This window comes from Streptomyces sp. M41(2017) (assembly GCF_002078175.1).
In the GTDB taxonomy this organism is placed as follows: domain Bacteria; phylum Actinomycetota; class Actinomycetes; order Streptomycetales; family Streptomycetaceae; genus Streptomyces.
In genome coordinates this window covers 1,669,340-1,693,451 of sequence record NZ_MWFK01000002.1, presented here as the reverse complement: position 1 = coordinate 1,693,451, position 24,112 = coordinate 1,669,340, and the positions used below count along the sequence as shown (strand labels likewise).

General features: G+C 71.2%; 22 protein-coding genes and 1 pseudogene. 17 read left to right on the top strand and 6 right to left on the bottom strand.

What is annotated here, in order from left to right:
* Window positions 1-96: 96 nt before the first annotated feature.
* The 9 genes from B0675_RS33190 to B0675_RS33150 all read left to right on the top strand — a co-directional run bounded on the left by B0675_RS33190 (window position 97) and on the right by B0675_RS33150 (window position 7,631).
* Complete coding sequence (locus B0675_RS33190) at window positions 97-732, top strand: riboflavin synthase (RefSeq protein WP_081223302.1); 636 nt, start codon at window positions 97-99, stop codon at window positions 730-732.
* The gene (locus tag B0675_RS33185) at window positions 729-1,367 is read left to right on the top strand and encodes a nicotinamide mononucleotide transporter family protein (RefSeq protein WP_081223301.1); all 639 of its coding nucleotides are present in this window, start codon (window positions 729-731) and stop codon (window positions 1,365-1,367) included. Before B0675_RS33190 ends, B0675_RS33185 begins: the two co-directional genes overlap by 4 nt.
* The gene (locus B0675_RS33180; RefSeq protein ID WP_081223300.1) at window positions 1,364-2,701 is read left to right on the top strand and encodes a bifunctional 3,4-dihydroxy-2-butanone-4-phosphate synthase/GTP cyclohydrolase II; all 1,338 of its coding nucleotides are present in this window, start codon (window positions 1,364-1,366) and stop codon (window positions 2,699-2,701) included. Before B0675_RS33185 ends, B0675_RS33180 begins: the two co-directional genes overlap by 4 nt.
* Before the next feature lie 82 nt (window positions 2,702-2,783).
* Window positions 2,784-3,269 carry a 6,7-dimethyl-8-ribityllumazine synthase gene (gene ribH, locus B0675_RS33175; RefSeq protein ID WP_081223299.1) on the top strand — a complete coding sequence of 162 codons (486 nt, stop codon included), beginning with the start codon at window positions 2,784-2,786 and terminating at the stop codon, window positions 3,267-3,269.
* Window positions 3,270-3,303: 34 nt separating this feature from the next.
* A complete protein-coding gene (locus B0675_RS33170; protein WP_081223298.1) occupies window positions 3,304-3,576 on the top strand; it encodes a phosphoribosyl-ATP diphosphatase in 273 nt (90 codons plus the stop codon).
* An 86-nt stretch (window positions 3,577-3,662) separates the two neighbouring features.
* Window positions 3,663-4,520: an ATP phosphoribosyltransferase gene (hisG, locus tag B0675_RS33165; protein WP_081223297.1), complete on the top strand. Its 858-nt coding sequence runs from the start codon at window positions 3,663-3,665 to the stop codon at window positions 4,518-4,520.
* Between the two features lie 14 nt (window positions 4,521-4,534).
* The gene (locus B0675_RS33160; RefSeq protein ID WP_081223296.1) at window positions 4,535-5,002 is read left to right on the top strand and encodes a PH domain-containing protein; all 468 of its coding nucleotides are present in this window, start codon (window positions 4,535-4,537) and stop codon (window positions 5,000-5,002) included.
* Window positions 5,003-5,199: 197 nt separating this feature from the next.
* Window positions 5,200-6,531: a hemolysin family protein gene (locus B0675_RS33155; protein ID WP_081223295.1), complete on the top strand. Its 1,332-nt coding sequence runs from the start codon at window positions 5,200-5,202 to the stop codon at window positions 6,529-6,531.
* On the top strand, window positions 6,528-7,631 hold the full coding sequence (locus B0675_RS33150; RefSeq protein WP_081223294.1) for a hemolysin family protein: 1,104 nt from the start codon (window positions 6,528-6,530) through the stop codon (window positions 7,629-7,631). Before B0675_RS33155 ends, B0675_RS33150 begins: the two co-directional genes overlap by 4 nt.
* 79 nt (window positions 7,632-7,710) lie before the next feature.
* Here the strand turns inward: B0675_RS33150 and B0675_RS33145 are convergent, their stop codons facing one another.
* Together B0675_RS33145 and B0675_RS33140 are read right to left on the bottom strand one after the other, a co-directional pair.
* Window positions 7,711-9,573 (bottom strand): AAA family ATPase, encoded by a 1,863-nt coding sequence (locus tag B0675_RS33145; RefSeq protein WP_081223293.1) that lies wholly within the window; start codon window positions 9,571-9,573, stop codon window positions 7,711-7,713.
* 469 nt (window positions 9,574-10,042) lie between these two features.
* The gene (locus B0675_RS33140) at window positions 10,043-10,663 is read right to left on the bottom strand and encodes a hypothetical protein (RefSeq protein WP_081223292.1); all 621 of its coding nucleotides are present in this window, start codon (window positions 10,661-10,663) and stop codon (window positions 10,043-10,045) included.
* A gap of 291 nt (window positions 10,664-10,954) precedes the next feature.
* On the opposite strand from B0675_RS33140, the gene B0675_RS33135 reads away from it, so the two are divergent.
* The 3 genes from B0675_RS33135 to B0675_RS33125 all read left to right on the top strand — a co-directional run bounded on the left by B0675_RS33135 (window position 10,955) and on the right by B0675_RS33125 (window position 15,106).
* Complete coding sequence (locus tag B0675_RS33135; protein ID WP_179165488.1) at window positions 10,955-11,911, top strand: hypothetical protein; 957 nt, start codon at window positions 10,955-10,957, stop codon at window positions 11,909-11,911.
* A 113-nt stretch (window positions 11,912-12,024) separates the two neighbouring features.
* Window positions 12,025-13,566 (top strand): amino acid permease, encoded by a 1,542-nt coding sequence (locus B0675_RS33130; RefSeq protein WP_081223290.1) that lies wholly within the window; start codon window positions 12,025-12,027, stop codon window positions 13,564-13,566.
* 187 nt (window positions 13,567-13,753) lie between these two features.
* A complete protein-coding gene (locus tag B0675_RS33125; protein ID WP_081223289.1) occupies window positions 13,754-15,106 on the top strand; it encodes a peptidase C39 family protein in 1,353 nt (450 codons plus the stop codon).
* A 41-nt stretch (window positions 15,107-15,147) separates the two neighbouring features.
* On the opposite strand, the gene B0675_RS33120 is transcribed toward B0675_RS33125, so the two are convergent.
* Entirely contained in the window at window positions 15,148-16,638 is a 1,491-nt protein-coding gene (locus tag B0675_RS33120) for a M1 family metallopeptidase (protein WP_081223288.1), read from the bottom strand.
* Between the two features lie 213 nt (window positions 16,639-16,851).
* On the opposite strand from B0675_RS33120, the gene B0675_RS40825 reads away from it, so the two are divergent.
* Together B0675_RS40825 and B0675_RS33115 are read left to right on the top strand one after the other, a co-directional pair.
* Window positions 16,852-16,998, top strand: coding sequence for an SCO1431 family membrane protein (locus B0675_RS40825; RefSeq protein WP_107482899.1), 147 nt, complete (start codon window positions 16,852-16,854; stop codon window positions 16,996-16,998).
* A gap of 179 nt (window positions 16,999-17,177) precedes the next feature.
* Window positions 17,178-17,837, top strand: a complete 660-nt coding sequence (locus tag B0675_RS33115; RefSeq protein WP_081223287.1) for a TetR/AcrR family transcriptional regulator — start codon at window positions 17,178-17,180, stop codon at window positions 17,835-17,837.
* A 110-nt stretch (window positions 17,838-17,947) separates the two neighbouring features.
* On the opposite strand, the gene B0675_RS33110 is transcribed toward B0675_RS33115, so the two are convergent.
* Window positions 17,948-19,258: a glycoside hydrolase family 18 protein gene (locus B0675_RS33110; RefSeq protein WP_081223286.1), complete on the bottom strand. Its 1,311-nt coding sequence runs from the start codon at window positions 19,256-19,258 to the stop codon at window positions 17,948-17,950.
* An 817-nt stretch (window positions 19,259-20,075) separates the two neighbouring features.
* Window positions 20,076-20,279: pseudogene (locus B0675_RS41600) on the bottom strand (hypothetical protein); the annotation flags it as partial.
* A 199-nt stretch (window positions 20,280-20,478) separates the two neighbouring features.
* Here B0675_RS41600 and B0675_RS33100 point away from each other — a divergent pair.
* A complete protein-coding gene (locus tag B0675_RS33100; RefSeq protein WP_081223285.1) occupies window positions 20,479-21,591 on the top strand; it encodes a hypothetical protein in 1,113 nt (370 codons plus the stop codon).
* A gap of 13 nt (window positions 21,592-21,604) precedes the next feature.
* A complete protein-coding gene (locus tag B0675_RS33095) occupies window positions 21,605-22,717 on the top strand; it encodes a phosphotransferase family protein (RefSeq protein WP_081223284.1) in 1,113 nt (370 codons plus the stop codon).
* Window positions 22,718-22,730: 13 nt separating this feature from the next.
* On the opposite strand, the gene B0675_RS33090 is transcribed toward B0675_RS33095, so the two are convergent.
* Complete coding sequence (locus B0675_RS33090; protein WP_081223283.1) at window positions 22,731-23,171, bottom strand: hypothetical protein; 441 nt, start codon at window positions 23,169-23,171, stop codon at window positions 22,731-22,733.
* Between the two features lie 265 nt (window positions 23,172-23,436).
* On the opposite strand from B0675_RS33090, the gene B0675_RS33085 reads away from it, so the two are divergent.
* Window positions 23,437-23,877 (top strand): Lrp/AsnC family transcriptional regulator, encoded by a 441-nt coding sequence (locus B0675_RS33085; RefSeq protein ID WP_081223282.1) that lies wholly within the window; start codon window positions 23,437-23,439, stop codon window positions 23,875-23,877.
* Window positions 23,878-24,112: the final 235 nt, after the last annotated feature.

The following is a 24,112-nucleotide window of genomic DNA, read 5'->3' as shown; positions in this document are numbered from 1 at the left end:
CTTTCGGCGTCGCTTCCGATGTGCCGTCGTCCGTTCGTTCTGTCGTCATCGACAGGCCCCGGAGTCCGTGCCCCATGAGGCAGGAGGACCCGGGAAGTGTTCACCGGAATCGTCGAAGAGCTGGGTGAAGTCACCGCCGTCGAGACCCTCGACGACGCCTCGCGTTTCCGTCTGCGTGGCCCCGTCGTCACGCAGGGCGCACAGCACGGGGACTCCATCGCCGTCAACGGCGTCTGTCTCACCGTCGTCGAGCACGAGGGCGACGAGTTCACCGCCGACGTCATGGCGGAAACCCTCAGCCGTTCCAGCCTCGGCGCGCTCGCCGTCGGCTCGCGCGTCAACCTCGAACGGCCCATGGCCGTGGGCGACCGCCTCGGCGGCCACATCGTGCAGGGACACGTGGACGGCACCGGCACCGTTCTCGAACGCAAGCCGTCCGAGAACTGGGAGATCGTGAAGGTCTCGCTGCCCGCGGACCTCTCGCGCTACGTGGTCGAGAAGGGCTCCGTCACGGTCGACGGCATCAGCCTGACCGTCGTGGACGCGGGCCCGGACTTCTTCACCGTCAGCCTCATCCCCACCACCCTCGACCTGACCACGCTCGGCCACAAGCAGCCCGGCGACCCGGTCAACCTCGAGGTCGACGTCATCGCCAAGTACGTCGAGCGGCTGCTCGGCGCACGCGGCGAGCAGCCCGCCGGTCTGCCCGGCGTCCAGGGGGCCGGACAGTGAACTGGCTCAACTCCGAGGCCTTCGTCCTGCTCGACCAGCACATCAAGTGGTCGGACATGATCGGCAACGTGATCGGCCTGCTCGCCCTCGCGCTCGGCTGGCGCCGCTCCCTGTGGAGCTGGCCCGCCCAGTTCGTCTCCGGCGTCATCCTCTTCGCCGCCTTCGCCACCGCCCACCTCTCCGGCAGCGCCGGCAAGCAGGTCGTCGTCATGGTCGTCGCGGTGTACGGCTGGTGGCAGTGGAACCGCGGCAAGGAGCGCGACGGATCCGTCGCCGTACGGTTCGCCACCTGGCGGGAGCGCGCCGTGATGGCCGCCGCCGCCGGACTCGGCACCCTCGCCGTCGCGGGTCTCTTCACCGCGTACCCGTCGCTGTCCTGGGACCCCTGGCCCGACGCCTACATCTTCGTCGGCACGATCGTCGCCATGTACGCCCAGGCACGCGGCATGGTCGAGTTCTGGATCGCCTGGCTGCTCGTCGACCTGGTGGGCGTCCCGCTGAACTTCGCCAACGGATTCGCCTTCTCCGGTTTCGTCTACGTCCTGTACGGCGCGCTCGTCCTGTGGGGCCTGCGCGACTGGTGGCTGCGTTCCCGCAAGGCCGGGCAGCCCGTCCTGGAAGGAGCCCCGGCATGACAACGACGCCGGTTTGGTACAGCACCGGGCACGATCAAGACGCCTCGGACTTCGCGCTCGACCCCGTCGAGCAGGCCGTCGCCGACATCGCCGCGGGCCGCCCCGTCGTGGTCGTCGACGACGAGGACCGGGAGAACGAGGGCGACCTCGTCATCGCCGCCGAGAAGGCCACCCCCGAGATCGTCGCCTTCATGATGAGCGAGTGCCGCGGGCTGATCTGCGCCCCCATGGAGGGTGACGAACTCGACCGGCTGCGGCTGCCGCAGATGGTCGACGACAACACCGAGTCCATGAAGACGGCGTTCACGGTGTCGGTGGACGCCTCCGCCGCGCACGGCGTGACCACCGGGATCTCCGCGTCCGACCGCGCCGCCACCCTGCGGCTCCTCGCGGACGGTACGTCGGGAGCCGACGACTTCGTGCGCCCCGGCCACATCTTCCCGCTGCGCGCACGGCCCGGCGGCGTCCTGGCCCGCAACGGCCACACCGAGGCGGCCGTCGACCTGGCCCGGCTCGCCGGACTGCGCCCGGCCGGGGCGATCGTCGAGATCGCCGGCGAGGACGGCCGGATGCTCCGGCTGCCCGAGCTCATCCCCTTCGCCCGCAAGCACGGCCTGACGATCATCTCCATCGAGGACCTGATCGCCTACCGCCGTGCCGCCGAGAGCACGCCGTCCGCCGCCCACGGGGCGCCGCTCGCCGCGCCCTCCGTCCGCCGCGAGGCCGAGGTCCACCTGCCCACGGCGTTCGGAGAGTTCACCGCGTACGGCTACCGCTCGACCGCCGACGGCGTCGAGCACGTCGCCCTCGTCCACGGCGAGATCGGCGACGGCGAGGACGTCCTGGTCCGCGTCCACTCCGAGTGCCTCACCGGCGACGTCTTCCACTCGCAGCGCTGCGACTGCGGCCCCCAGCTCCAGACCTCCATGGAGCGCATCCAGGCCGAGGGACGCGGCATCGTCGTCTACCTGCGCGGCCACGAGGGGCGCGGCATCGGACTGCTCTCCAAGCTCCGCGCCTACGAACTCCAGGAGCGCGGCCGGGACACCCTGGACGCCAACCTGGAACTGGGCCTGCCCGCCGACGCCCGGGACTACGGGGCGAGCGCGCAGATCCTGGAGGATCTCGGCGTGCGCAGCCTGCGCCTGATGACCAACAACCCCGACAAGACCGACGCGCTCGCCGCACACGGCCTGCGGGTCTCCGCCCGCGAGCCGATGCCCGTCCAGGCCGGCGAGCACAACCTGCGCTACCTGCGCACCAAGCGGGACCGGATGGGACACGACCTGCCCTGGCTGGACGCGGCGACCGTGTCCGCCTGCGGGAGCCAGTGACACCGCCCGACCGGGCACCACGGCACCACCGGCAACACACCAGCACTATCGGCAACGCAGCACAGTGGGACTGAGGAGAGACGTGAGCGGCAAGGGTGCACCTGAACTGTCCGTACGCAACTGCGGCGACCTGCGGGTCGCGGTCATCGCGGCGCAGTGGCACGACAAGGTGATGGACGGACTCGTCGACGGCGCCCTGCGCGCCCTGCACGAGCTGGGGATCGACGAGCCGACCCTGCTGCGGGTCCCCGGCAGCTTCGAGCTGCCGGTCGTCGCCAAGGTCCTCGCGGGCCGCGGCTACGACGCGATCGTCGCGCTCGGCGTCGTCATCCGCGGCGGAACCCCCCACTTCGAGTACGTGTGCCAGGGCGTCACCCAGGGCCTCACGCAGGTCTCCATCGACACCGGGGTCCCCATCGGCTTCGGTGTCCTGACCTGCGACACCGAGGAGCAGGCACTGGACCGCGCCGGTCTGGAGGGCTCCAACGAGGACAAGGGGCACGAGGCGGTCACCGCCGCCGTCGCGACCGCGGCCACCCTGCGCTCAGTATCCGAACCCTGGCGCTGAGGTACGGCAGCGACCGCGTAGGCTGAGGACCACCATGTCCAAGAAGACGTTCGAGGAGCTGTTCACCGAGCTCCAGCAGAAGGCCGCCACCGGCGACCCCGCCACTTCGCGCACCGCCGAGCTGGTCGGCAAGGGCGTCCATGCCATCGGCAAGAAGGTCGTCGAAGAGGCCGCAGAGGTCTGGATGGCCGCCGAGTACGAGGGCAAGGACGCCGCCGCCGAGGAGATCTCGCAGCTGCTCTACCACGTCCAGGTGATGATGGTCGCGCGCGGGATCTCCCTCGACGACGTGTACGCGCATCTGTAGGGGCAGACCCCCGTATCGCCCCGCAGTGCCCGTCCGTCCGTCCCCGCCCCAGCCCCGCACCACCTCACGCAAAGGAAGCCGACCTCATGCTGCGCATCGCCGTCCCCAACAAGGGTTCCCTCTCAGGACCTGCGGCGGACATGCTGCATGAGGCCGGCTACCAGCAGCGGCGCGAGTCCAAGGAACTGCGGATCGTCGACCCGGTCAACGAGGTCGAGTTCTTCTACCTCCGCCCCCGCGACATCGCGATCTACGTCTCCTCCGGCCGCCTCGACATCGGCGTCACCGGCCGCGACCTGCTGATCGACTCCGGGGCCAGCGCGGAGGAGATCCTCCCGCTCGGCTTCGCCCGCTCCACCTTCCGCTTCGCCTCCAAGCCCGGCACCGCGAGCGGCGTCGCCGACCTGAACGGCAAGACGGTCGCCACCTCCTACGAGGGCATCGTCGCCAAGTACCTCGCCGACAGCGGCATCGACGCCTCCGTCGTGCACCTCGACGGCGCCGTCGAGACGGCCATCGAACTCGGTGTCGCCGAGGTCATCGCGGACGTCGTCGAGACCGGCACCTCGCTGCGCAACGCGGGCCTTGAGGTGTTCGGCGACCCCATCATGAAGTCCGAGGCCGTCGTCATCCGCCGTGTCGGGGCCGACCTCACCGAGGACGCCGAGCCCAAGGTCCAGCAGTTCCTGCGCCGGCTCCAGGGCGTCCTCGTCGCACGGACGTACGTGATGATGGACTACGACTGCCGCGCCGAGCACCTGGAGAAGGCCATCGCCCTCACCCCGGGCCTGGAGTCGCCGACCATCTCCCCGCTGCACAACGAGGGCTGGGTCGCCGTCCGCGCCATGGTGCCCTCCAAGGAGGCCCAGCGGATCATGGACGACCTGTACGCCGTCGGCGCGCGGGCCATCCTGACCACGGCCATCCACGCCTGCCGGCTCTGACGGGACCTCTGGACATGTCGGACCTCCCCGCTCTTCCGGTCACCTTCCGCCCGGCCCGCACCCGCGCCGTGCTGCTCGGCGCGGGCGCCGCGATCCTGGTGGTCATCACCACGGTCGCGATGCTCCTGGAGCAGCTCGGACCGGGGGAGCGACTCAGCTTCATCCTCACCGCCGCCCTGCTCTTCGGTGTCCTGCTGCTGCTCTCGCGGCCCAAGGTCGTCGCCGACGAGACCGGCGTCACCGTGGTCAACATCGCGGGCCGGCGCCGCCTGGACTGGGCGGAGATCCTGCGGGTCAACCTGCGCCCCGGCGACCCGTGGGTGTTCCTGGACCTCAGTGACGGCACCAGCCTGCCGGTGCTCGGCATCCAGCCGGGCATCGCCAGACGGCGTGCCATCGAGGACGCGCGGACCCTGCGCGCCCTCGTCGAAGCCCGCTCCGTCCGTGAACCGGGCGGGCAACGTGACGAACATCAGGGCTGACTCTCGCCCTTCCACCCTGCCCTGAGGGCCCATGTCTTGATTAATCTGGTGGCGGAGGCGTTTCATCGCGCCTCCGCCTCCGATGTGGCCCCCGCCCTCAGAGGCTCCCTGCTACCCGAGGAGTGACTCCCTCCAGCGATGGACGGATCGTCCTGTAGTACCTGCGCCGCCCCCTGTCGACATAGCGAGGCGGCGGCATGACCATCCCCCTGTTGCTCCTTGGCGCGGCGTTCCTGCTGATTCTCGCCAACGGATTCTTCGTGGCCGCCGAGTTCGGTCTCGTGACCGTCGAGCGCCCCGAGGCCGAGAAGGCCGCGGCCGACGGCGACAAGCGCGCCGCCACGGTCGTCGAGTCGCTCAAGGAGCTCTCGTTCCAGCTCTCCGGAACACAGCTCGGCATCACCATCACCTCGCTCGTCGTCGGCATGCTCGCCGAACCGGCGCTCGCCCGGCTGCTGCACGGCCCGTTCACCGCGATCGGCCTGCCCGAAGGGGCGGTGCCCGGTATCGCCGTGGTGGTCGGCATGCTGCTGGCCTCCGCCGTGCAGATGGTGATCGGTGAACTCGTGCCGAAGAACTGGGCGGTCTCCAAGCCGCTCCAGGTCGCGCGGTTCGTGGCCGGCCCGCAGCACGTCTTCTCCCGCCTGTTCCGGCCGGTGATCGCCGCGCTCAACACGGTCGCCAACCGGCTCGTCCGGGCCCTCGGCGTCGAACCCGCCGAGGAACTGGCCTCCGCCCGGACCCCCGGCGAACTCGTCTCCCTGGCTCGTCACTCGGCCCAGGCCGGTGCCCTGGAGCAGGACACCGCGGACCTCTTCGTCCGCACCATGTCCCTCGCCGATCTCACCGCGCAGCACGTCATGACGCCGCGCGTCCGGGTCAGCGCCCTGCAGTCCTCGGCGACCGCCGAGGACGTGGTCAACCTCACCCGTGCCACCGGCCTCTCCCGCTTCCCGGTCTACCGGGAGCGGATCGACGAGATCGTGGGCATGGTGCACCTCAAGGACGCCCTCGCGATCCCCTCCCACGACCGGCTGCGCACCCCCGTCGGCCGGATCGCGCAGGCTCCGCTGCTCGTCCCGGAGACGCTGCCCGTGCAGCCGCTCCTGGAGCAGTTGCGCAGCGAGCAGCCGATCGCCGTGGTCGTCGACGAGTACGGCGGCACCGCCGGGGTGGTCACCCTGGAGGACATCGTCGAGGAACTCGTCGGCGAGGTCCGTGACGAGCACGACGACGTGCTCGGCGAACCGCCCGAGCTCGCCGCCGCCCCGCCGGAGGACGGCAGGCCCGCCTGGGACGCCGACGGCAGCTGCCGGGTGGACGTCCTGCAGCGCATAGGCCTGGACGTGCCCGAGGGACCGTACGAGACCGTGGCGGGCCTCGTCGCCGACCTGCTCGGCAGGATCCCTGCACCCGGCGACAAGGCCGAACTCCCCGGCTGGCGTCTGTCGGTCCGGCAGGTCGGCCACTACCGCGCCGAACGGGTCCGCCTGGTGCGGACCGCGCTCGCCCCGGAGGCCGTCCGATGAGCATGCTCCAACTTCTTCTCGCCGTTCTGCTGGTCCTCGCCAACGGCTTCTTCGTCGGCGCCGAGTTCGCCCTCGTCTCGGTGCGGCGCAGCCAGATCGAGCCGCTGGGCACCACCCGCTCCCGGCAGGTCCTGTACGGCCTGGAGCGGCTTCCGCAGATGATGGCGGCGGCCCAGTTCGGCATCACCGTCTGCTCGCTGACGCTCGGCGCGGTCGCCGAACCGACGGTCGCCCATCTGCTGGAACCCCTCTTCGAGGCCGTCCACCTGCCCGACGGGGTGATCCACCCCCTCGGCTATGTGATCGCGCTCGCCCTCGTCGTCTTCTTCCACCTCGTGATCGGCGAGATGGTCCCGAAGAACCTCGCGATGGCGGCGCCGGAGAAGACGGCTCTGTGGCTCAGCCCCGGTCTCGTCGCCTTCGCCCGGCTGTGCCGGCCGGTCACCCTTGCCCTCGGTGCCTGCGCCCGGCTCATCCTCAAGCTGTTCGGGGTGGAGCCCCGGGACGAGGTCGAGGCGGTCTTCACCAGCGAGCAGCTCAACCGCCTGGTGGAGGACTCGGGGCAGGCCGGCCTGCTCGACCCCGAGGAGCAGGAGCGGCTGGAGGACGCGCTGGAGCTGGGCTCCCGCCCGGTCACCGACGTCCTGCTCGACAGCGACTCGCTGATCACCGTGGACCCCTCGGTGACGCCGGGCCAGGTCGTGGCGCTCACCGCGCGCACGGGCTACTCCCGGTTCCCCGTGGTCGCGGAGAACGGCGCCTTCATGGGCTGCTACCTCCATGTGAAGGACGTCCTCGACCTGGAGGAGTCCGAGCGCGCGGTCCCGCAGCAGATGTGGCGCCCGATGACCACGCTGCGGGCCGAACTCCCGCTGGACGACGCCCTCACCGTGATGCGGCGTGCCGCCACCCACCTCGCCCAGGTCGCCGACGCGGCCGGCAAGGTCCTCGGCCTGGTGGCGCTGGAGGACGTGCTGGAGCTGCTCGTCGGCGAGGTGCGTGACCCGGCGCACCGCGACGTCACACCGGTGCGGGTCACGGAGGTCCGCCCGAGTCCGAGTCCGGCCCCGGCCGCTTCGGAGGAGGCGCTGGCCAGCTGACCGTGCGCGTGGGCCCCGGTTCTCCACGGGCCGTGCGACCGCCCCGGTGGTCGCACGGCCCGTGGAGGCCGGGGCCTTCTCACATCCCCGAGGGATCGTGCGGGCCCCGGCCCGACAGGACTTCCCCGTAGGCCTGCATGAGGTCGGGCAGCCGCAGCGTCGAGAGGTCGTCCCGGGAGGGCGTGGAGGTGTAGCCCGTCAGCCGCAGATCGCGGTAGGCGCAGCTCTTCTCGTACAGCGTGCGCAGGAAGCGGCCGTTGCCCAGCTCGTCGATCCAGCCCTGGTCGACGACATGGCCGGCGATGGAGCGCAGTTCGTCGAGCGCCTCCTCGTCCCAGACGTCGCCGTTCTCGGCGGCCAGCACCTCGCCTATCGAGGTCAGTTCGAGGGGACGGTAGGAGGGGAAGTCCACCCGGCTGGTGAAGCGGGAGGAGAGGCCGGGGTTGGCGGCCAGCAGGCGGTCCATGCCCTCGGGGTAGCCGGCCAGGATGACGACGAGATGGTCGCGGTTGTCCTCGGCCCGCTTCAGCAGGACCTGGAGGGCCTCGTCGCCGTACGCGTCGCCCTTGCCGTAGCCGGAGTTGGACAGGGAGTACGCCTCGTCCACGAAGAGGACGCCGCCGATCGCCGAGTCGATCAGCTCGTTGGCCTTGACGGCGGTCTGGCCCAGATACTCACCGACCAGGTCGGCCCGCTGCGCCTCCACCAGATGGTCGCCGCCGAGCAGCCCGAGCGCGTAGAAGACCCGGCCGAGGATGCGGGCCACCGTGGTCTTGCCGGTACCGGAGGGGCCGGAGAAGACGAAGTGACGTTTGGGCGGCTGTACCGGGAGGCCCTGCCCGGCGCGCAGCCGAGCCATGTTCAACTGCGCCGACAGCGCCTTTACCTGGCGTTTCACCGGCTCCAGGCCGACCATGCGCTCCAGTTCGGCGAGCGCCTCCTCAAGTAAGGCCGGGTCGGTCGGGCCGGTCGGCAGCGGTTGCACCGGCACCATCGCCTTCTCCCGGAAGACGTCGGTGTCCGGCTGGAGGCCCCCCGACGGCGGATCGGGCTCCGAGAGCTTCAGGTCCCGCCCCTCGGAGCCGAAGAGCGGATCCACGCCGTCCGGGCCCTCCAGGACGTCCTGGCCCACTCCGGCGAGGGTGATCGCCGCGAGGTCGGCGGCGGCGTCGTCGTACCCGTCGCCCTCGGAGATGGCGGCGAGGCGGGCCGAGGTGTCCATGAACGACGGGTCGACCCGGTGCACCGCCCGGTACAGCGGGAGGGCCGCCGCGGAACGGCCGGTTCCCTCGTGGGCGCGGGCCAGCCAGTAGCGCAGTTCCTTGCGCTGCGGCTGCTCGCTGCGGCAGCGCATCAGCGCCGACGACAACAGCGGCTCGGCGTGCCCGAACATCTCCAGCCTGACCCGTGCCATGCCGCCGAACAGACCGGCCTCTATGCCGAGCATCGGATCGTCGATCAGCGGGTCCGTGTGGCGGACCAGTTGCTCCCAGTCCTTGACGAGATAGGCGCGGCACGCGTGCAGGAACCGCACCTGGTGGTCCGCGTCGACCGGTGGCAGCCCGGCCAACGCCCGGTCCAGTTCCGGGACATGGCGTCCGTCGAGCCAGTGCGAGGCGTGCGCGAGCAGCAGGTCCCGCGGGCTCTCCAGCACCGGCTGCACCCACCAGCCCAGCCAGTACCAGGAGTTGATGGTGCGCCGGTGGCGGGCGCGTTGTTCGCCGAAGCGGTCCCGGTGCCGGAACATCCGCAACAGCGCGGTCGTCGTGTCCACCCGTAGCGCGTGCAGTCCGAGCCAGCCGTCCGCCATGCCGGGGTCCATCCGGACCGCGGCGCGGAACTCCTCCTCCGCCTGCGGGTAGGCGCCCATCGTGTAGGCGTCCACACCTCGCAGCCAGGCGAGGTCGGCCGGGGCCTCGGGGCCCTGCGTGCCGAAGTCCATCACGTCCCCCACAAACCGTGCCCCCGATGGTCGGGAAGTGTCTCGTGGATGCAGGACACCTCCCTTGCCGCCGGGCAGGTGCCCGCCGGCATCTCTGGTCGAACGACTGTGCCGCGGACGGGAGTTGCAGTGGTGCGCAGAGCAGCCGTCCGAAGGTCGCACCGAGAGGCATCGTACCTGCGGTTCATGGGCGTGCCGAAGGGTGCCGCACAGCCCGTTCCACGAGGTGGGAGCAGACGGGGCGCACAACGGATGGTGACCCTGGGTGAGCGGAACGCGGCGCAGGGCGTCCGGAAAAGGGGGGTGTGGGCAGAACGAAGCCCCCGATCACGGGGGAACAACCGGGGGCTTCGCGACTGCGGGGGCGGCTCCCGAAGGCCGCTCATTCAGAACGTAAGACCTGTACGGCCCCTCGGTCAAGGAGAGTTGAGGCACTGGGGGAACTTCTCCGGGGCCGCTCTTCACAAGTTCAGCACACTGCGGATGGTCCGTCACCGTGCGTGATGAACCCGTCCTGTCCGGGCGTCCCAACAGGCCCCGGCAGCACCTCGTACCCCTCGGAACTCTGCCGCACCACATGCTGCGCGAAGGGCCGTGAGGGGTCCTCCGTGAAGTGCCGGCGCTCCGCGTGGACCCAGCCGGCCCAGAACTCGCTCTGCGCCGCGCCGTCCCGTCGCATCCCGCGCGCCCAGGCCTCGTCGTGCGGCAACTCCATCCACAGCAGCCGCGCGAGCCACGGACGCACCGCGCGGCGCCCGGCTCCGACGCCCTCCAGGATCACCACGGGCTTGGCGGGCAGTTCACGGACCGGCCCGAACTCCCGGGCCGTCCAGTCGTAGGGGGCGTACCGGCCGCTCTCGCCCCGCCGCAGCGGCTCGATCACCTGGCTCAGCAGGCGCCCGGTCCAGCCGAAGAGTTCCTCGTGGGTGGCGACGTCGTCGAGGTGCAGGACGGGTGCGCCGCCGAGGGCCGCCGCCAACTCCCCGGCGAACGTGGTCTTTCCGGAGCCCGCGTGGCCGTCGACGCCGATGAGGCGCACGGGCCCGCAGGAGGGCGGCAGCCGGCGGAGCCGGGCGGCGAGGGCTTCGATGGGGCATCCCGGGATGAGAGGAGGGAGGAGCGGGGGAGGGGCGAGCCGGGGTGGAGCATATTCCTGAGGAACATTCTATCGAGGGAGTGCGGGCGACGGATCCGTGGGTGCTGAATGGTGTTGTGTTGAACTACTGATTGAACATTCCTCAAGAAATCCCGTCGCCCGCTCCAAAGGTCCAGGTCCAGGCGGAAGCAGGTATTTCGGATACGGCGTTCCGGTTCTCCGGGAAGCTGAGTAGGGTGCCTGGTGCGCAACGGTGGGATGTCGCACGGGGATGGACAGGGGAAGATGGCCGCGGGGTTATTCGAGGGGCAGTACGTGTGGCATCCGGCGGCCGACGACCGCAGACTCGCGAGCGTCTGCATGGATGTCCGGGCCGGCCGTTATCTGAGCGCGCACGAGGCTCTGACCGAGACCCGTGCCGACTTCCCGCTCCGCGCCCACCGCTCCCTTGTTCTCGCCTCCGAGGCGGCCGACTCCGACCTCGCCGAGCGCTGGCTGGCCGAGGAGGGGTCGCCCGAGTCCGCGCTCCTGTGGGCCCGCGTCGCCGTCCTGCGGGCGCTGCGCGCGGCCGACGCGAAGGACGACCGGGCCGAGGCGCTGGAGCGGATAGCGCTGACCGCCTGCGACCGGGCCGCCGTCATGGACCGTGCCGATCCGACGCCCTGGGTGGCCCGGCTGTCCATGGCCCGGCTGCACGATCTGCGGGACGCCGCACCGCACGGACTGCTCACCCAGCCGCCCGGCCCCTGGCAGCTGTTCTCGCACATCCTGCGCCTCGACCCCTGGCACCGCGAGGGCCACCACCGGTTTCTGGCCTTCTTCTTCACGCGGTACGGCGGATCGGTGAACGCGGCCTGGGACGTCGCCGCCTTTCTGAGCCAGCGCGCCCCCGCCACCTCGCCGCTGCGGCTGCTGCCGCTGGTCGCCCTGGTGGAGAGTTACGACCCCTCGCAGCTGCTGGTCGACCGCACCTGGGAGCAGCCGCAGTGGCGCTCGACGGCGCTCGCGATCTACCGGCACTGGCTGCCGGAGGCGTCCGGATACCGCTTCACGCCGGTGCTCGACCTGGCGTACCTGGCGCACGCGCTCTTCATGGCGCAGTGCGAGTTCGAGGCGCGCGCGGTGCTCACGGCCATGGGGCCGTACGCGAGCCGCATGCCGTGGAGCGTGTTCGGCGAACCCGAGGAGCAGCTCTCCCGGGCCCGCCGCGCCTGCGGCTTGGCCGTACCCGGAGGACCCTGACCGCCGGCGCCCGCCGGGCGTCCGGGCGGCCTCGCGAGACCGCCCGACCACGCCGGGGCGCCGTCCGGAACACCCCGAGAGACCCCACGACACCTCCGAGAGAAAGGTCAGTTGTGTCAGAACGGATATCGGCCCCCCACGCGCGAGCCCGTGCCGGACAGGATTCCGCCACGCTCGACGACGACGCGACACTGCACGCGATGGGATATCCGCGAAAACTCACCCGCCGATTCAAGGCGTTCGACAATTTCGCGATCTCCTTCACGATCATCAACATCGTCTCGGGAATCTTCTCGTCCTTCGGATTCGGGATGAACGCGGGCGGGCCCCGCATTCTCGTGTTCGGCTGGATCGGCGTGTCCGTGATGGTTCTCTTCATCGGCGCCGCCATGGGTGAGGTGGCGTCCGCCTATCCCACCAGCGGGGCCCTCTATTTCTCCGCCGGAAAGCTCGCCAAGCGGCACAAGGGTGCCTGGTCCTGGTACACGGGCTGGCTGAATTTCGTGGGTCAGGTGGGTGGCACGGCCGCGACCGGATACGCGGCCGCCACCTTCATCCAGGCCTTCGTTGCCCTCCAGCGGCACACCTACGAGCCGACCGCGCAGCAGACCGTCCTGATCACCGCGCTGATCATCGTGCTCCAGGGTCTGGCCAATACCTACACGGTCCAGCTGGTCGCCCTGCTCAACCGGATCTCCGTCTGGTGGCTGCTGATCGGGCTCGTCGTGATCGTGAGCACCCTCGTCGTCATGCCCGACGACCACCAGTCGCCCTCCTTCGTCACGCATTTCGCGAACAACACCGGTTTCACGAACGGGCTTTACGGCGGGATGCTCGGCCTGCTCGTCACCAGCTGGACCTTCACGGGCTTCGACGGCAGCTTCCACATGTCCGAGGAAACGGTCCGGGCGACGGTCAACGCGCCCAAGGGGATCATGCGGGCCATCGGCTATTCCGCGATCACCGGTCTGGTCCTGATGCTGGCCCTCGTCTACAGCATTCACGACTACGACAAGGTGGCCGCGTCCTCGGCGCCGCCCGTCCGGATTCTCATCGACGGGCTTGGCATGGGCATGGCTAAGATCATCCTGCTCGTCGTGATCGGCGCGATGCTGTTCTGCGGACTGGCCAACCTGACCAGCAACACCCGCCAGATCTTCGCCTTCTCCCGGGACGGGGCGATGCCGGGCTCGCGCTGGTGGCACTCCGTCTCGCCCCGCACCCGGACGCCCGTCAAGGCCGTGTGGCTGGCCGTCGGCTGCTCGCTGGTGCTCGTCCTGCCCGGCTGGTGGTCGCACACCGCCTTCACCGCGATCGTCAGCGTCAACGTCGTCGGCCTCTTCCTCGCCTACGCCGTGCCGATCTTCCTGCGGCTGCGGCTCGGGGACGAGTTCCGGCCCGGGCCCTGGAACCTGGGCCGCTGGAGCAGGCCGGTCGGCTGGGTGGCCGTGATCTGGATCCTCGCCAGCAGCGTGCTGTTCATGCTGCCGCAGGGCTCGCCCATCACCGGCGCCACCTTCAACTACGCCTCGATCGCGCTCGCCGCGGTCCTGATCGTGGCCACGGTGTGGTGGTTCGCCACCGCGCGCCGCCGCTTCCAGGGGCCCGTGAGCTACGGCCGCCCCGACGAGGTCGCGGCCATGGACCTCGTCTGATCGGCCCGCCCCGGTCCCGGCACCCCGCCGGGGCCGGGGGCGCCGCAGGTCATGCCAGTGGTCCCGACCAATATTGGTGGGCGTGGCATGGCCGAAAGTGCTGGCAGAAGTCGGCCCCCGGCGTCCATAGTTGGCCCACGACCGAGCTTGGGCCCGCCCGTTCCGGACACCTGGGGGTCAACCACCCATGAGCAGAGCCGAACAGCCGTCCCGCAGAACAGTCCTCGCCGCCGCGGTAGCCGCGGCGGCGGCGGTGGGGGCCACCGGCCCCGCCGCCGCCGTCCCGGACCGCCCGGCCAGGGCTCGCGGCGCACTCGTGGACAACCGCGCCTGGACCTCGTACACCGACTGGCGCAGCGGTGCCGCTCGGGGTACGCGCGCCGTGCCGGGCGTGCGCCCCGGTCTGGTGATCGTCGCCCGGGCCGGCACCACGGACTACACCGACCCGCACACCGGCAGGACGGCCACCTGGGAGTACGCGACCTGGACCAGCCCGGTCCACCGGCTCGGCGTGCCCGCCACGGAGGTCATCGCCTCCTGGAACGCGCACACCCCGGCCGGCACCTGGCTCCAGGTGGAGCTGGCCGGCACGTACTCCGACGGCACGGCCACCCCCTGGTACGTGATGGGCCGCTGGGCCTCCGGCGAGGAGGACATCCGGCGGACCTCCGTCGACGACCAGAGCGACGGCCGCAGCAGCATCTGGACGGACACCTTCGCCATCGACGACGCGGCCTCCGGACTGCGCCTCGTCTCCTACCGGCTGCGCCTCACCCTGTACCGCACCCCGGGCTCCCGGCTGACGCCGACCGTGTGGCGGCTCGGCGCGATGGGCTCGGACATCCCGGACCGCTTCAGCGTCCCCGCCTCCACCCCGGGGCTCGCGCAGGAGCTGCGGGTGCCGCGCTACTCGCAGGAGATCCACGCCGGGCAGTACCCGGAGTACGACAACGGCGGCGAGGCCTGGTGCAGTCCGACCTCCTCGCAGATGATCATCGAGTACTGGGGCCGGAAGCCGACGGCGGAGCAGCTCGCCTGGGTCGACCCGTCCTACGCCGACCCGCAGGTGTGCCTCGCGGCCCGCTCCACCTTCGACTACCAGTACGACGGATGCGGCAACTGGCCCTTCAACGCGGCCTACGCGGCGACGTACAAGGACCTCCAGGGTGTGGTGACCCGGCTCGGTTCGCTCACCGATCTGGAGACGCTGATCGCCGCCGGCATCCCGGCCATAACGTCCCAGTCGTTCCTCAAGACCGAGCTGACGGGCGCCGGGTACGGCACCTCGGGTCACCTCATGACGGTCATCGGCTTCACCGCCGACGGCGACGTGATCGCCAACGACCCGGCGTCCCCGGGCGACGACGCGGTGCGCCGGGTCTACAAGCGTTCCGAGTGGGAAAATATCTGGCTCCGGACCAAGCGCTACAACGCCTCCGGCGGTGTCTCCTCCGGGACCGGCGGTGTCTGCTACCTGTACTTCCCGGCCCACCCCTCCCCGCGCCAGCTCAAGGCGCTCGCGGCGGTGGGCATCCGCTGAGCCGACCGGCGGCCCCCGCGCCGGGGGCCGCCCCTCGGGCCTCAGCCCTGGACCGGATCGACCGTCCAGTCGGGGTGGTTCGGCATCGGCGGCGTCTTCGCGCCGTACAGCCACGGGTGCAGGAATCCGCCGAGATCCTGGCCGGCGGTCTTCGAGGCCAGGTCGACGTAGTCGCGTGTCCGCGCGCTCCGGCCGCGGTAGGTGCTGACCCAGGCCCGTTCGATCTTCCGGAACACGGCGTCGCCGACCTTCTCCCGCAGCGCGTACAGCACGAGCGCCGAGCCGTCGTAGCGCATGCGCTTGAAGAGGCTGGGTTCGGTCGGCTCGGCCGGGGCCCCGTAGTCGTGCCGCCACTGGTCGTGGCTCGCGTACGCCGTCCTCATGGCCTCCGCGAAGCTCCCCCCGCCGTGCTCCTCGGAATACAGGCGCTCGTAGAACCGCGCGTGGCCCTCGCTCAGCCACAGGTCGGACCAGGTGCTGATGCCGACGCTGTCGCCGGTCCACTGGTGGGCCAGTTCGTGCACCTGATTCCGTTCGGCGCTCACCCGGTCGCCCAGCAGGTCGGCCTTCGGAACCAGCGACAGCGTCTGCGTCTCGAGCGCCACCCCGAGATCGGTGTCGCCGACGAGCAGTCCGTACCGGTCGAACGGGTACGGACCGAGCCGGTCCTCCAGCCACGCGAGGTGCTCGGCGGTGAGAGCGCGGTACTGCGCGGTCGGGGCGACCAGGTCGTCCGGGACGACGTCACGGATCGGCAGTCCGTGCGGGCCGGTGCTCTCGACCGACGTGAACCGGCCGATCGCCAGCTGGACGAGCTGGGTGGCGACGGGCTGTTCGGAGTCGTACGTCCACTTCACGCGGCCGCCGGGCAGTTCGGTGCGGTCGGTGAGCCTGCCGTTCGCCACGGCGGTGAGCCCGGCCGGGGTGGTGACGTGGAAGGTGACCGGAGCCCGCCGGCTCGGATGGTCGTTCGACGGGAAGATCATCTTGGCGCCGTCGGGCTGCGGGTAGAGCACCGTGCCGTCCGGCGTCGGGATCCACCCGTAGTCCTCGATCGCGTCGTCGCGGTGGCGTATGAGCGTCGGGTCCGCGGTGTAGGTGACCTTGACGGTGAAGGCCCTGCCGCGGGGCAGGGGAGTGCGCGGGGTGATCACCAGCTCGTCGCCCTCGCGCACGGCGGCGGCCGTCGTGCCGTTCACGGTCACGGTGTGCAGGGCGTTGCCGGCGAAGTCCAGGTCGAAGCGGGAGAGGGCCTGGGTGGCGGTCGCCCTGATCGAGGTGGACGCCTCGAAGGGCGTGGCGGGAGCCTGCCAGTCGAAGCCGAGGGTGTACCGGCTCACCTCGTAGCCGCCGTTGCCGTCGAGCGGGAACACCGGGTCGCCGAGCCCCGCCGCACCGGGGGACGGGACATCGGCACGGGGAGAGGGGGCCGGGGCCGCCTGCGAGACCGGACCCGTGAAGGCGGCCGTCGCGGCGACCGCCACGGCCAGGGTGAGACGGGCGCGGCGGCGGGGCGTCCGGAACGTGCTCATCGAGGACCTTTCGGTTGACCGAGCGCGGATGTGTGACGAGACCCACACCCTTCGCCTGCCGTCGCGGCATTCCCAGGCTTTCGACGCTGGTCGAAGCGTCGGCGTGAGCAAGCTCTCTACCGCCGGGGCCGGCTCCGGTGGCAAGGTGGTCGGGCCGGTGGGGAGCCGGCGGGGGCGGGTGATTCGACCGCACCACTACGTCAGCGAGATGCCATGACCGCGAGCTCCGCCACCGCCTCCCGTCTCCGTGCCCGCACCGGCGGCCCCCGGGAGGACGGCCCGAAGATCCTCGAACACGTGCTGGGCTGGACCCTGGTGATGGTCGTGGCGATGCTGGTGACCCAGCTCGGACTGTTCTGAGCCCAGGGCGGAGGCCGCCGAGCGCGCAGGCCGTCGATGCCACCCGCGCCCGCCCCCGCACTGCCGGCCGAGCGCCGGTCCGGGTGCCGCACGCAGCGTTGATCGCGCGCGACTGAACGGTCGGCACGGTTCTGCCATACTGCGGATGTTCCGTCGGCAGTCGGAGACCAGGGCCGGAATTGAATAATAGTCAACAGCACGATGTCGAGCGCCCACGCGCGCGCGGCACCGACCGCTCACTGGCGCGTCGCGCCGAACTCATCGCCATCGGGCGGAGATTGTTCGCCGACACGTCCTACGACGCACTCTCCATGGACGACATCGCGCGGCAGGCACACGTCGCCAAGGGGCTGATCTACTACTACTTCAAGTCCAAGCGCGGCTACTACCTCGCCATCGTCGAGGACTCGGTCGCGGACCTCGTCTCACGCGCCGCGAGCGGCCTCGAACTCCCCCCGGTGGAGCGGGTCCACCGCACCATCGACGGCTACCTCCGCTATGCCGAGCACAATCAGGCCGCCTACCGCACCATCATCGCGGGCGGTGTCGGCTTCGACGCCGAGGTGCAGGCGATCCGGGAGGGCGTGCGCGAGGTGATCGTCGAGACGATCGCCGAAGGGGCGTACGGCCGGGGCGGGATCGGGCCGTTGCCGCGCATCGCGCTCCTCGGCTGGCTGCACGGCGTCGAGGGGGCCACCCTCGACTGGATCGGCCACCAGACGGTGTCGCGCGACATCATGCGCGAGCTGCTGGTCAAGATGCTCGGCGGCACGATGCGCGCGGTCGAGGAGATCGACCCCTCGTACGCCGCGCCGCCGGATGCCCGCAGGGACGGCTGAAGCGCACGCGACGCCCCACGCGGCCCGCTCGGCCCACGTGGTTCATGCGGCTCATGCGGAAGGGGCGGACACCATGACCGGTGTCCGCCCCGACTCGCATGCTGTGAAGGCTAGTTGATCGACTTGATCAGCTCACCGTTCGAGGTGTCACCGCTCAGCTCCCAGAAGAACGTGCCTCCCAGGCCCTGCGCGTTCTTGTAGCTCATCTTGCCGGCGATGGTCGACGGGGTGTCGTAGCTCCACCAGTTGGTGCCGCACTTGGCGTACGCGGTGCCCGCCACCGTGCCGGTCGCCGGGCACTTCGTCTTGAGCACCTTGTAGTCGTCGATGCCCTGCTCGTACGTGCCCGCCGCCGGGCCGGTCGCCGTGCCGCCCGGTGCCGCCTGGGTGACGCCGGTCCAGCCGCGCCCGTAGAAGCCGATGCCGAGCAGCAGCTTCGAGGCCGGGATGCCGAGGCCCTTGAGCTTCGCGATGGTCGCCGAGGTGTAGTAGTTCGCCTTCGGAATGCCGGTGTACGAGTTCAGCGGCGAGTGCGGGGCCGTGGGGCCGGTCGCGTCCCAGGCGCCGAAGAAGTCGTACGTCATCGGGTTGTACCAGTCGACGTACTGCGCCGCGCCCGCGTAGTCCGTGGCGTCGATCTTGCCGCCGGTGGTGGCGTCGGCCGTGATCGCCGCGGTGACCAGGTTGCCGCTGCCGAACTTCGCGCGCAGCGCGGCCATCACGTTCTTGAACGCCGCCCTGCCGCTGGTGTCGCAGGACAGACCGCAGGAGTTGGGGTACTCCCAGTCGATGTCGATGCCGTCGAAGACGTCCGCCCACTTGGAGTTCTCGACCAGGTCGTAGCAGGACTGGGCGAACGCGGCCGGGTTCTTGGCGGCCTCCGTGAAGCCGCCCGACCAGGTCCAGCCGCCGAAGGACCAGAGGACCTTGAGGTTCGGGTGCTTCTTCTTCAGTTCGCGCAGCTGGTTGAAGTTGCCGCGCAGCGGCTGGTCCCAGGTGTCGGCGGTGCCGTCGACCGACTGGTCGGCGGTGTAGGCCTTGTCGGTCGCCGCGTAGGAGTCGCCCATGGCGCACTTGCCGCCGGTGACGTTGCCGAACGCGTAGTTGATGTGGGTCAGCTTGGCGGCCGAGCCGGACGTCTCGACGTTCTTGACGTGGTAGTTCCGGTCGTAGACCCCCCACTCGGTGAAGTAGCCGACGACCTTGGAGCCCGCTGCCGCGGCGTTCGCGGACCCTACGGTGCTCGTGGTGGTCCTGCCGGATGCGCCCGCGTCGGCCGTCGCGGTGCCGGCGCCGGCCAGCAGTCCCGCGCCGAGGACGGCGCAACACGCGGCGGAGACGAGGGCGCGGACCGATGTGCTTCTGGCGCGGAGGGAACGCCTGACGGGGGAGAGGGCGCGGGGGAGGTGCGGTCGGAGCATCGGTTCTCCTCGTGGGGGAGGGGAGCGTGGGGTGTTCGTGCCGGGACCTGCCGACGGCCGTGAGGGGCCGTCCCATGCCGATGGGCATGAACGCGGTGAGGCGTTGGGGGAACCCTAGGAGGACTAGACCACTGCGTCAATGGTTCGGACCAATTCGCCGTCGCGCAGGCCCGGACCGCCAACTCCCCCTGCCGAGCGGCGGAATTGGATGCGTCGCTGTCCACACAGGGTCGGCCCGGCGCACGGGAGGGGAGGTCGGTCGTGCTGCCGGGCGGGCCCGTCGGGGTTCGGTGTCAGGCGCCGGGACGCGTTCTCGGGCGGGCGGCCACGGGCGGCCCGGTGTCGCCGCCCGGGCGGAGTCCTCCCTGTGCGCCCGGGCCCGGGAGCAGAGCTCTCACGCACGGGGCGGGCGGCAGGGCTCTCCCCGCGCGCTCCGGTGCGGGGGCGGTCGCCATGACGGCGAACGGGCCTGCCGGATCCGCCTCCGTGTGGTCGGCGGTCCGGCTCCCGGCGATGTCACCGACGCGCGTCCGTGGTCCGGGATTCGGGCGCTCGGTCAGCGAGCGGCGCCCTGCGGGTCCCGGCCCGCGCCCGCGCCGAGATCACCGCGCGGGCCCCGATGCGCCCCGAAACCGCCCTGCGGGTCCGGCCCCACGCCGAACTCGCCGCGCCGGTCCGGCGTCACACCGAACTCGTTGCGCGGATCCCTGGACGCGTTGAACTGCCCCTCGTTCCGCGCGTCGCGGACCGGGACGAAACGCGGTTCACCGCGCGGGTCCTGGCCCGCGCCGAAAGCGCTGTACCCGTACATCGCCGACGGCGCCGAGAGGCGCACCCACTCCGGGTCGTGGCGCCCCGGGAGCGTGCGGCCGCGGTCGGCCCACGCCCGCATCAGGGCGCGGTAGATGGGCGGATCCGGCACGGGCGGAGCCTGGGGCGGAGGTGCACGGTGAACCGATTCTGCCGGAACCGGGACGAGAATCCGGCGTCGACGCCCGGTCGCAGCCTGGGTGGGGTTCATACCGGGGCAACGGTGCGGCGGGCGGACAGGTCACCCGCCCGCGGATTCGGGTGTGCGTTCGCGACGGACCCCGTGCGGGGTGCCGGCCGCGTACACGGTGTCTGGCCCCCGACCTTCATCTGACGTACCGTCAACTCTGCCGCCGGGGGCCGTACCCCTCCGGGCGACGTCAACTGCCGCGCGCCCAGGGAGGCATGCCGTGACCGACGACCGCCCCGTCCCCCTCGACGAATACCCCGTGCACCAGGTCCCGCTGTCCATGAAACACGTGGCCGGCGGCGACCGGAACGCCTACGACCGCTGCATCTTCCACGTCCTCGACCACGCGGGCCGCGCCCTGCTCATCCTCGGCCTCGGCGTCTACCCGAACGTCGGGGTGATCGACGCGTACGCCACCCTGCGGCGCGGCGACCGTCTGCACGCCGTCCGTGCCTCGGACGCGCTCGGCGACGACCGTATGGACCTCGCCGTCGGCCCCTTCCGGATCACCGTCGAGGAGCCGCTGCGCCGGTTCCGCCTGCGGTCCGACGACGCGTCCCTCGCGTACGACCTCACCTGGACGGCCGACTTCCCCGCCCTCTGGGAGCCGCACCACGTCCAGCGCCGCGGCGGCAGGCTCACCCTGGAAGGCCGCCGCTTCGTCCAGGCGGGCGGCGTCGAGGGCGTCATCCGGGTCGACGGCGACGAGATCCCGGTCGGCGCGGGGGAGTGGACCGGCACCCGGGACCGCAGTTGGGGGGTGCGGCCGATCCCGGGTGAGGAGGGCGGCCGGCTCGCCGCCGAGAACCCGGCCGAGGGGTTCCACTGGATCTGGTGCCCGGTGCGGTTCGAGGACCGCTTCCTGATGGTCGTCGTCCAGGAGGACGCCGACGGGTACCGCACCCTGAACGACGCGACCCTCGTGCGCGACGGTCACCGCGACCGCCAACTCGGCTGGCCCCAGGCCGACATCACCTACGTCACCGGCACTCGTCGGCCCACCTCCGCGGTCCTCCACCTCACCGACCCGCGGGACCGCGAACCGCTGGAGCTGGACGTCGAGGTGCTCTGCTCGTCGCCGCTCGCGATCGGCGCGGGATATCCGCCCGCCGACGACTGGCAGCACGGCACCTGGCGGGGCCGCGGGTGGACCGACCGGCGCGTCCACGACCTCGCCGACCCGGACGCCCATCCCCTCGCCGGCTACGGGGTGACCGACCACGCCGCCCGCTTCACCCTCGACGGGCAGGTGGGACACGGGATCTTCGAACACGGCTCGTTCGGCCGCCACGACCCGAGCGGCTTCACCGGGTTCGACTCGGTCGCACCCTGAGAGGAGTGGCGCGATGGCCACGGCACCCCGCCCGCGCACGACCACCCGCGACCCCGGGGACCTCGCCCGGCGCCTGACGACCTGGCTCGACGCCCGTCTCCCGGGCGCCAGAGCGGTGGACGTGCGGGTCCCCGAGTCCAACGGCATGTCCAGCGAGACCCTGCTCTTCGACATCGACCACCCCGAACCACCCCTGAGAGCCTGCGCGTTGAGGGCAGCCGCCGACCCCGCCGCCTACAGCGTGTTCCCGGTGTACGACATGGCCCGGCAGTACCGCACGATGCGCCTGGTCGCCGAACACAGCGACCTGCCGGTCCCCCAGGTGCGCTGGCTGGAGGAGGACCCCGGCCCGCTCGGGGTGCCCTTCTTCGTGATGGAGCGCATCGCCGGACGCGTCCCTCCGGACGTCATGCCCTACACGTACGCGGGGAACTGGCTGCACGCGGCGAGCGATTCCGAACGCGAGCACCTGGAGGCGGCGTCCGTCGCGCTGATCGCCCGACTCCACGACCAAGTCCCCGTGCGGGAAGCGGACTTCCTGCACCTGCCCGGTGACGGAAGCCCGCTGCGCCGCCATGTGGCAGCCCAACGCGCCTACTACGCCTGGGTGATCCACGGGCTGGCACCCTCACCACTCGTCGAGAGCGCCTTCGACCGGATCGAGGAGCTGTGGCCGCGCGACGAGGGCGAGGCGGTGCTCAACTGGGGCGACGCACGCATCGGCAACGTCATCTACGACGGGTTCGACCCGGTCGCGGTGCTGGACTGGGAGATGGCGGCACCCGCCCCGCGCGAGGTCGACCTCGGCTGGACCGTCTACCTGCACCGCTTCTTCCAGGACCTGACCGAGGGCTTCGGGCAGCCGGGGCTGCCCGCGTTCCTGCGCCGCGACCGCGTCGAGGCCCGCTACGCCCGGCTCACCGGACACACGCCCCGCGACATGGACTTCTACACGCTCTACGCCGCGCTGCGGCACGCGATCGTCATGCTGCGCATCGCCTACCGCCAGGTGCACTTCGGTGAGGTGGCCGTCCCCCGGGACCCGGACACGCTGATCCTGCACCACGACAGCCTGCGGGCCATGGTGCAGGGCAGCTACTGGGACGGGCCGGGCATCGACCGGTGAACGAGCCTGCCGTTCAGGCGGCCTGATCTCGCATCAGCGGGAGGACACGGACCGGGCGCGAGCCGGGTCCACCCACGTGGGAGAACGGCTGCGTCCGCCAGTCGAGGCCCTGAGGGAGCGTCAACAGCAGGGCCGTGTCCTGCTCCTGGGGCTCCACGGACTCGTCGGCCGGCCGCGCGTCGGCGGCCGTGCGGCCCGTGCCCGAGCAGACCGTGAGCCCGAACGGGTTCCACGGAGAGGCACACAGCGCGTGCTCCGGCAGGACCTCCTCGTCCGCCAGGAGCGCGATCGGCTGCGCGCAGTCCGGGCAGATCACCCGGTACATCTCGAAAGTGTCGTACGCGTCGAACTCGTCACCGTCCAGAGCGTCGGATTCGACACCCTCCGGCTCGGGTTCGAGTGCGGGCTGCTGCCGCTTGGGCGCGGTACGACCAGGGCGCTTAAGACTCTGCATGGGATTCTCCCCCTCGGGTGGGCCGACAAGGCGCTGCGACCTCGACCACAGCAAGCACTTCCCGCCCCGTCTCTGCGGTAATCACGAGAACATCACGGACCCGGTTGCATCCATGTGGCGTTCGTCACATGCCGCCCGCAGGTGCCTGGCCGGGCGGATCTGTCCGCCCGGTGGCGCAGACGTGACTCTAAGCCACATCACAAACCGGCTATGACCTGCGCCGCCGAGTACCCCGGGGATCAAGGGCCCTGTAGGTTCTTGCGCCATGGAGGAGCTGGACCGACAGATCGTGCAGCTGCTCGTCGCAGACGGGCGGATGAGTTACACCGACTTGGGCAAGGCCACGGGCCTGTCCACGTCCGCCGTGCACCAGCGGGTGCGCCGGCTGGAGCAGCGTGGCGTCATCCGCGGCTATGCCGCCGTCGTCGACCCGGAGTCCGTCGGGCTGCCCCTGACCGCCTTCATCTCGGTGAAGCCGTTCGACCCGAGCGCGCCGGACGACATCGCCGAACGCCTCGCGGGCGTACCGGAGATCGAGGCCTGCCACAGTGTCGCGGGCGACGAGAACTACATCCTCAAGGTGCGGGTCTCCACCCCGCACGAGCTGGAGGAACTCCTGGCGAGGCTGCGCAGCCTCGCCGGCGTGTCGACCCGCACGACGGTCGTCCTGTCGACCCCGTACGAAGCGCGCCCCCCGCGCATCTGACCCCTCACGACGGACCGGACGTGAGCGCGGGCCGGGAGTGAGTGCCGGTATGGGTCGGCCGCGACCCTGACTCGTTCCTTTGTCTCCGCGCCTGCCCGCGTCATGCGCCCGTGCGCGCCTGCACGCGCACGCGCGCGTACAGGCGCACCGCGGACCGGGCGAGGCCACTCCGGGCGCCTCCAGGGCCCTCCTCGGGCCCCGTGGGCGGCGCGGGGGCCGTGCGCCACCGCCGTGG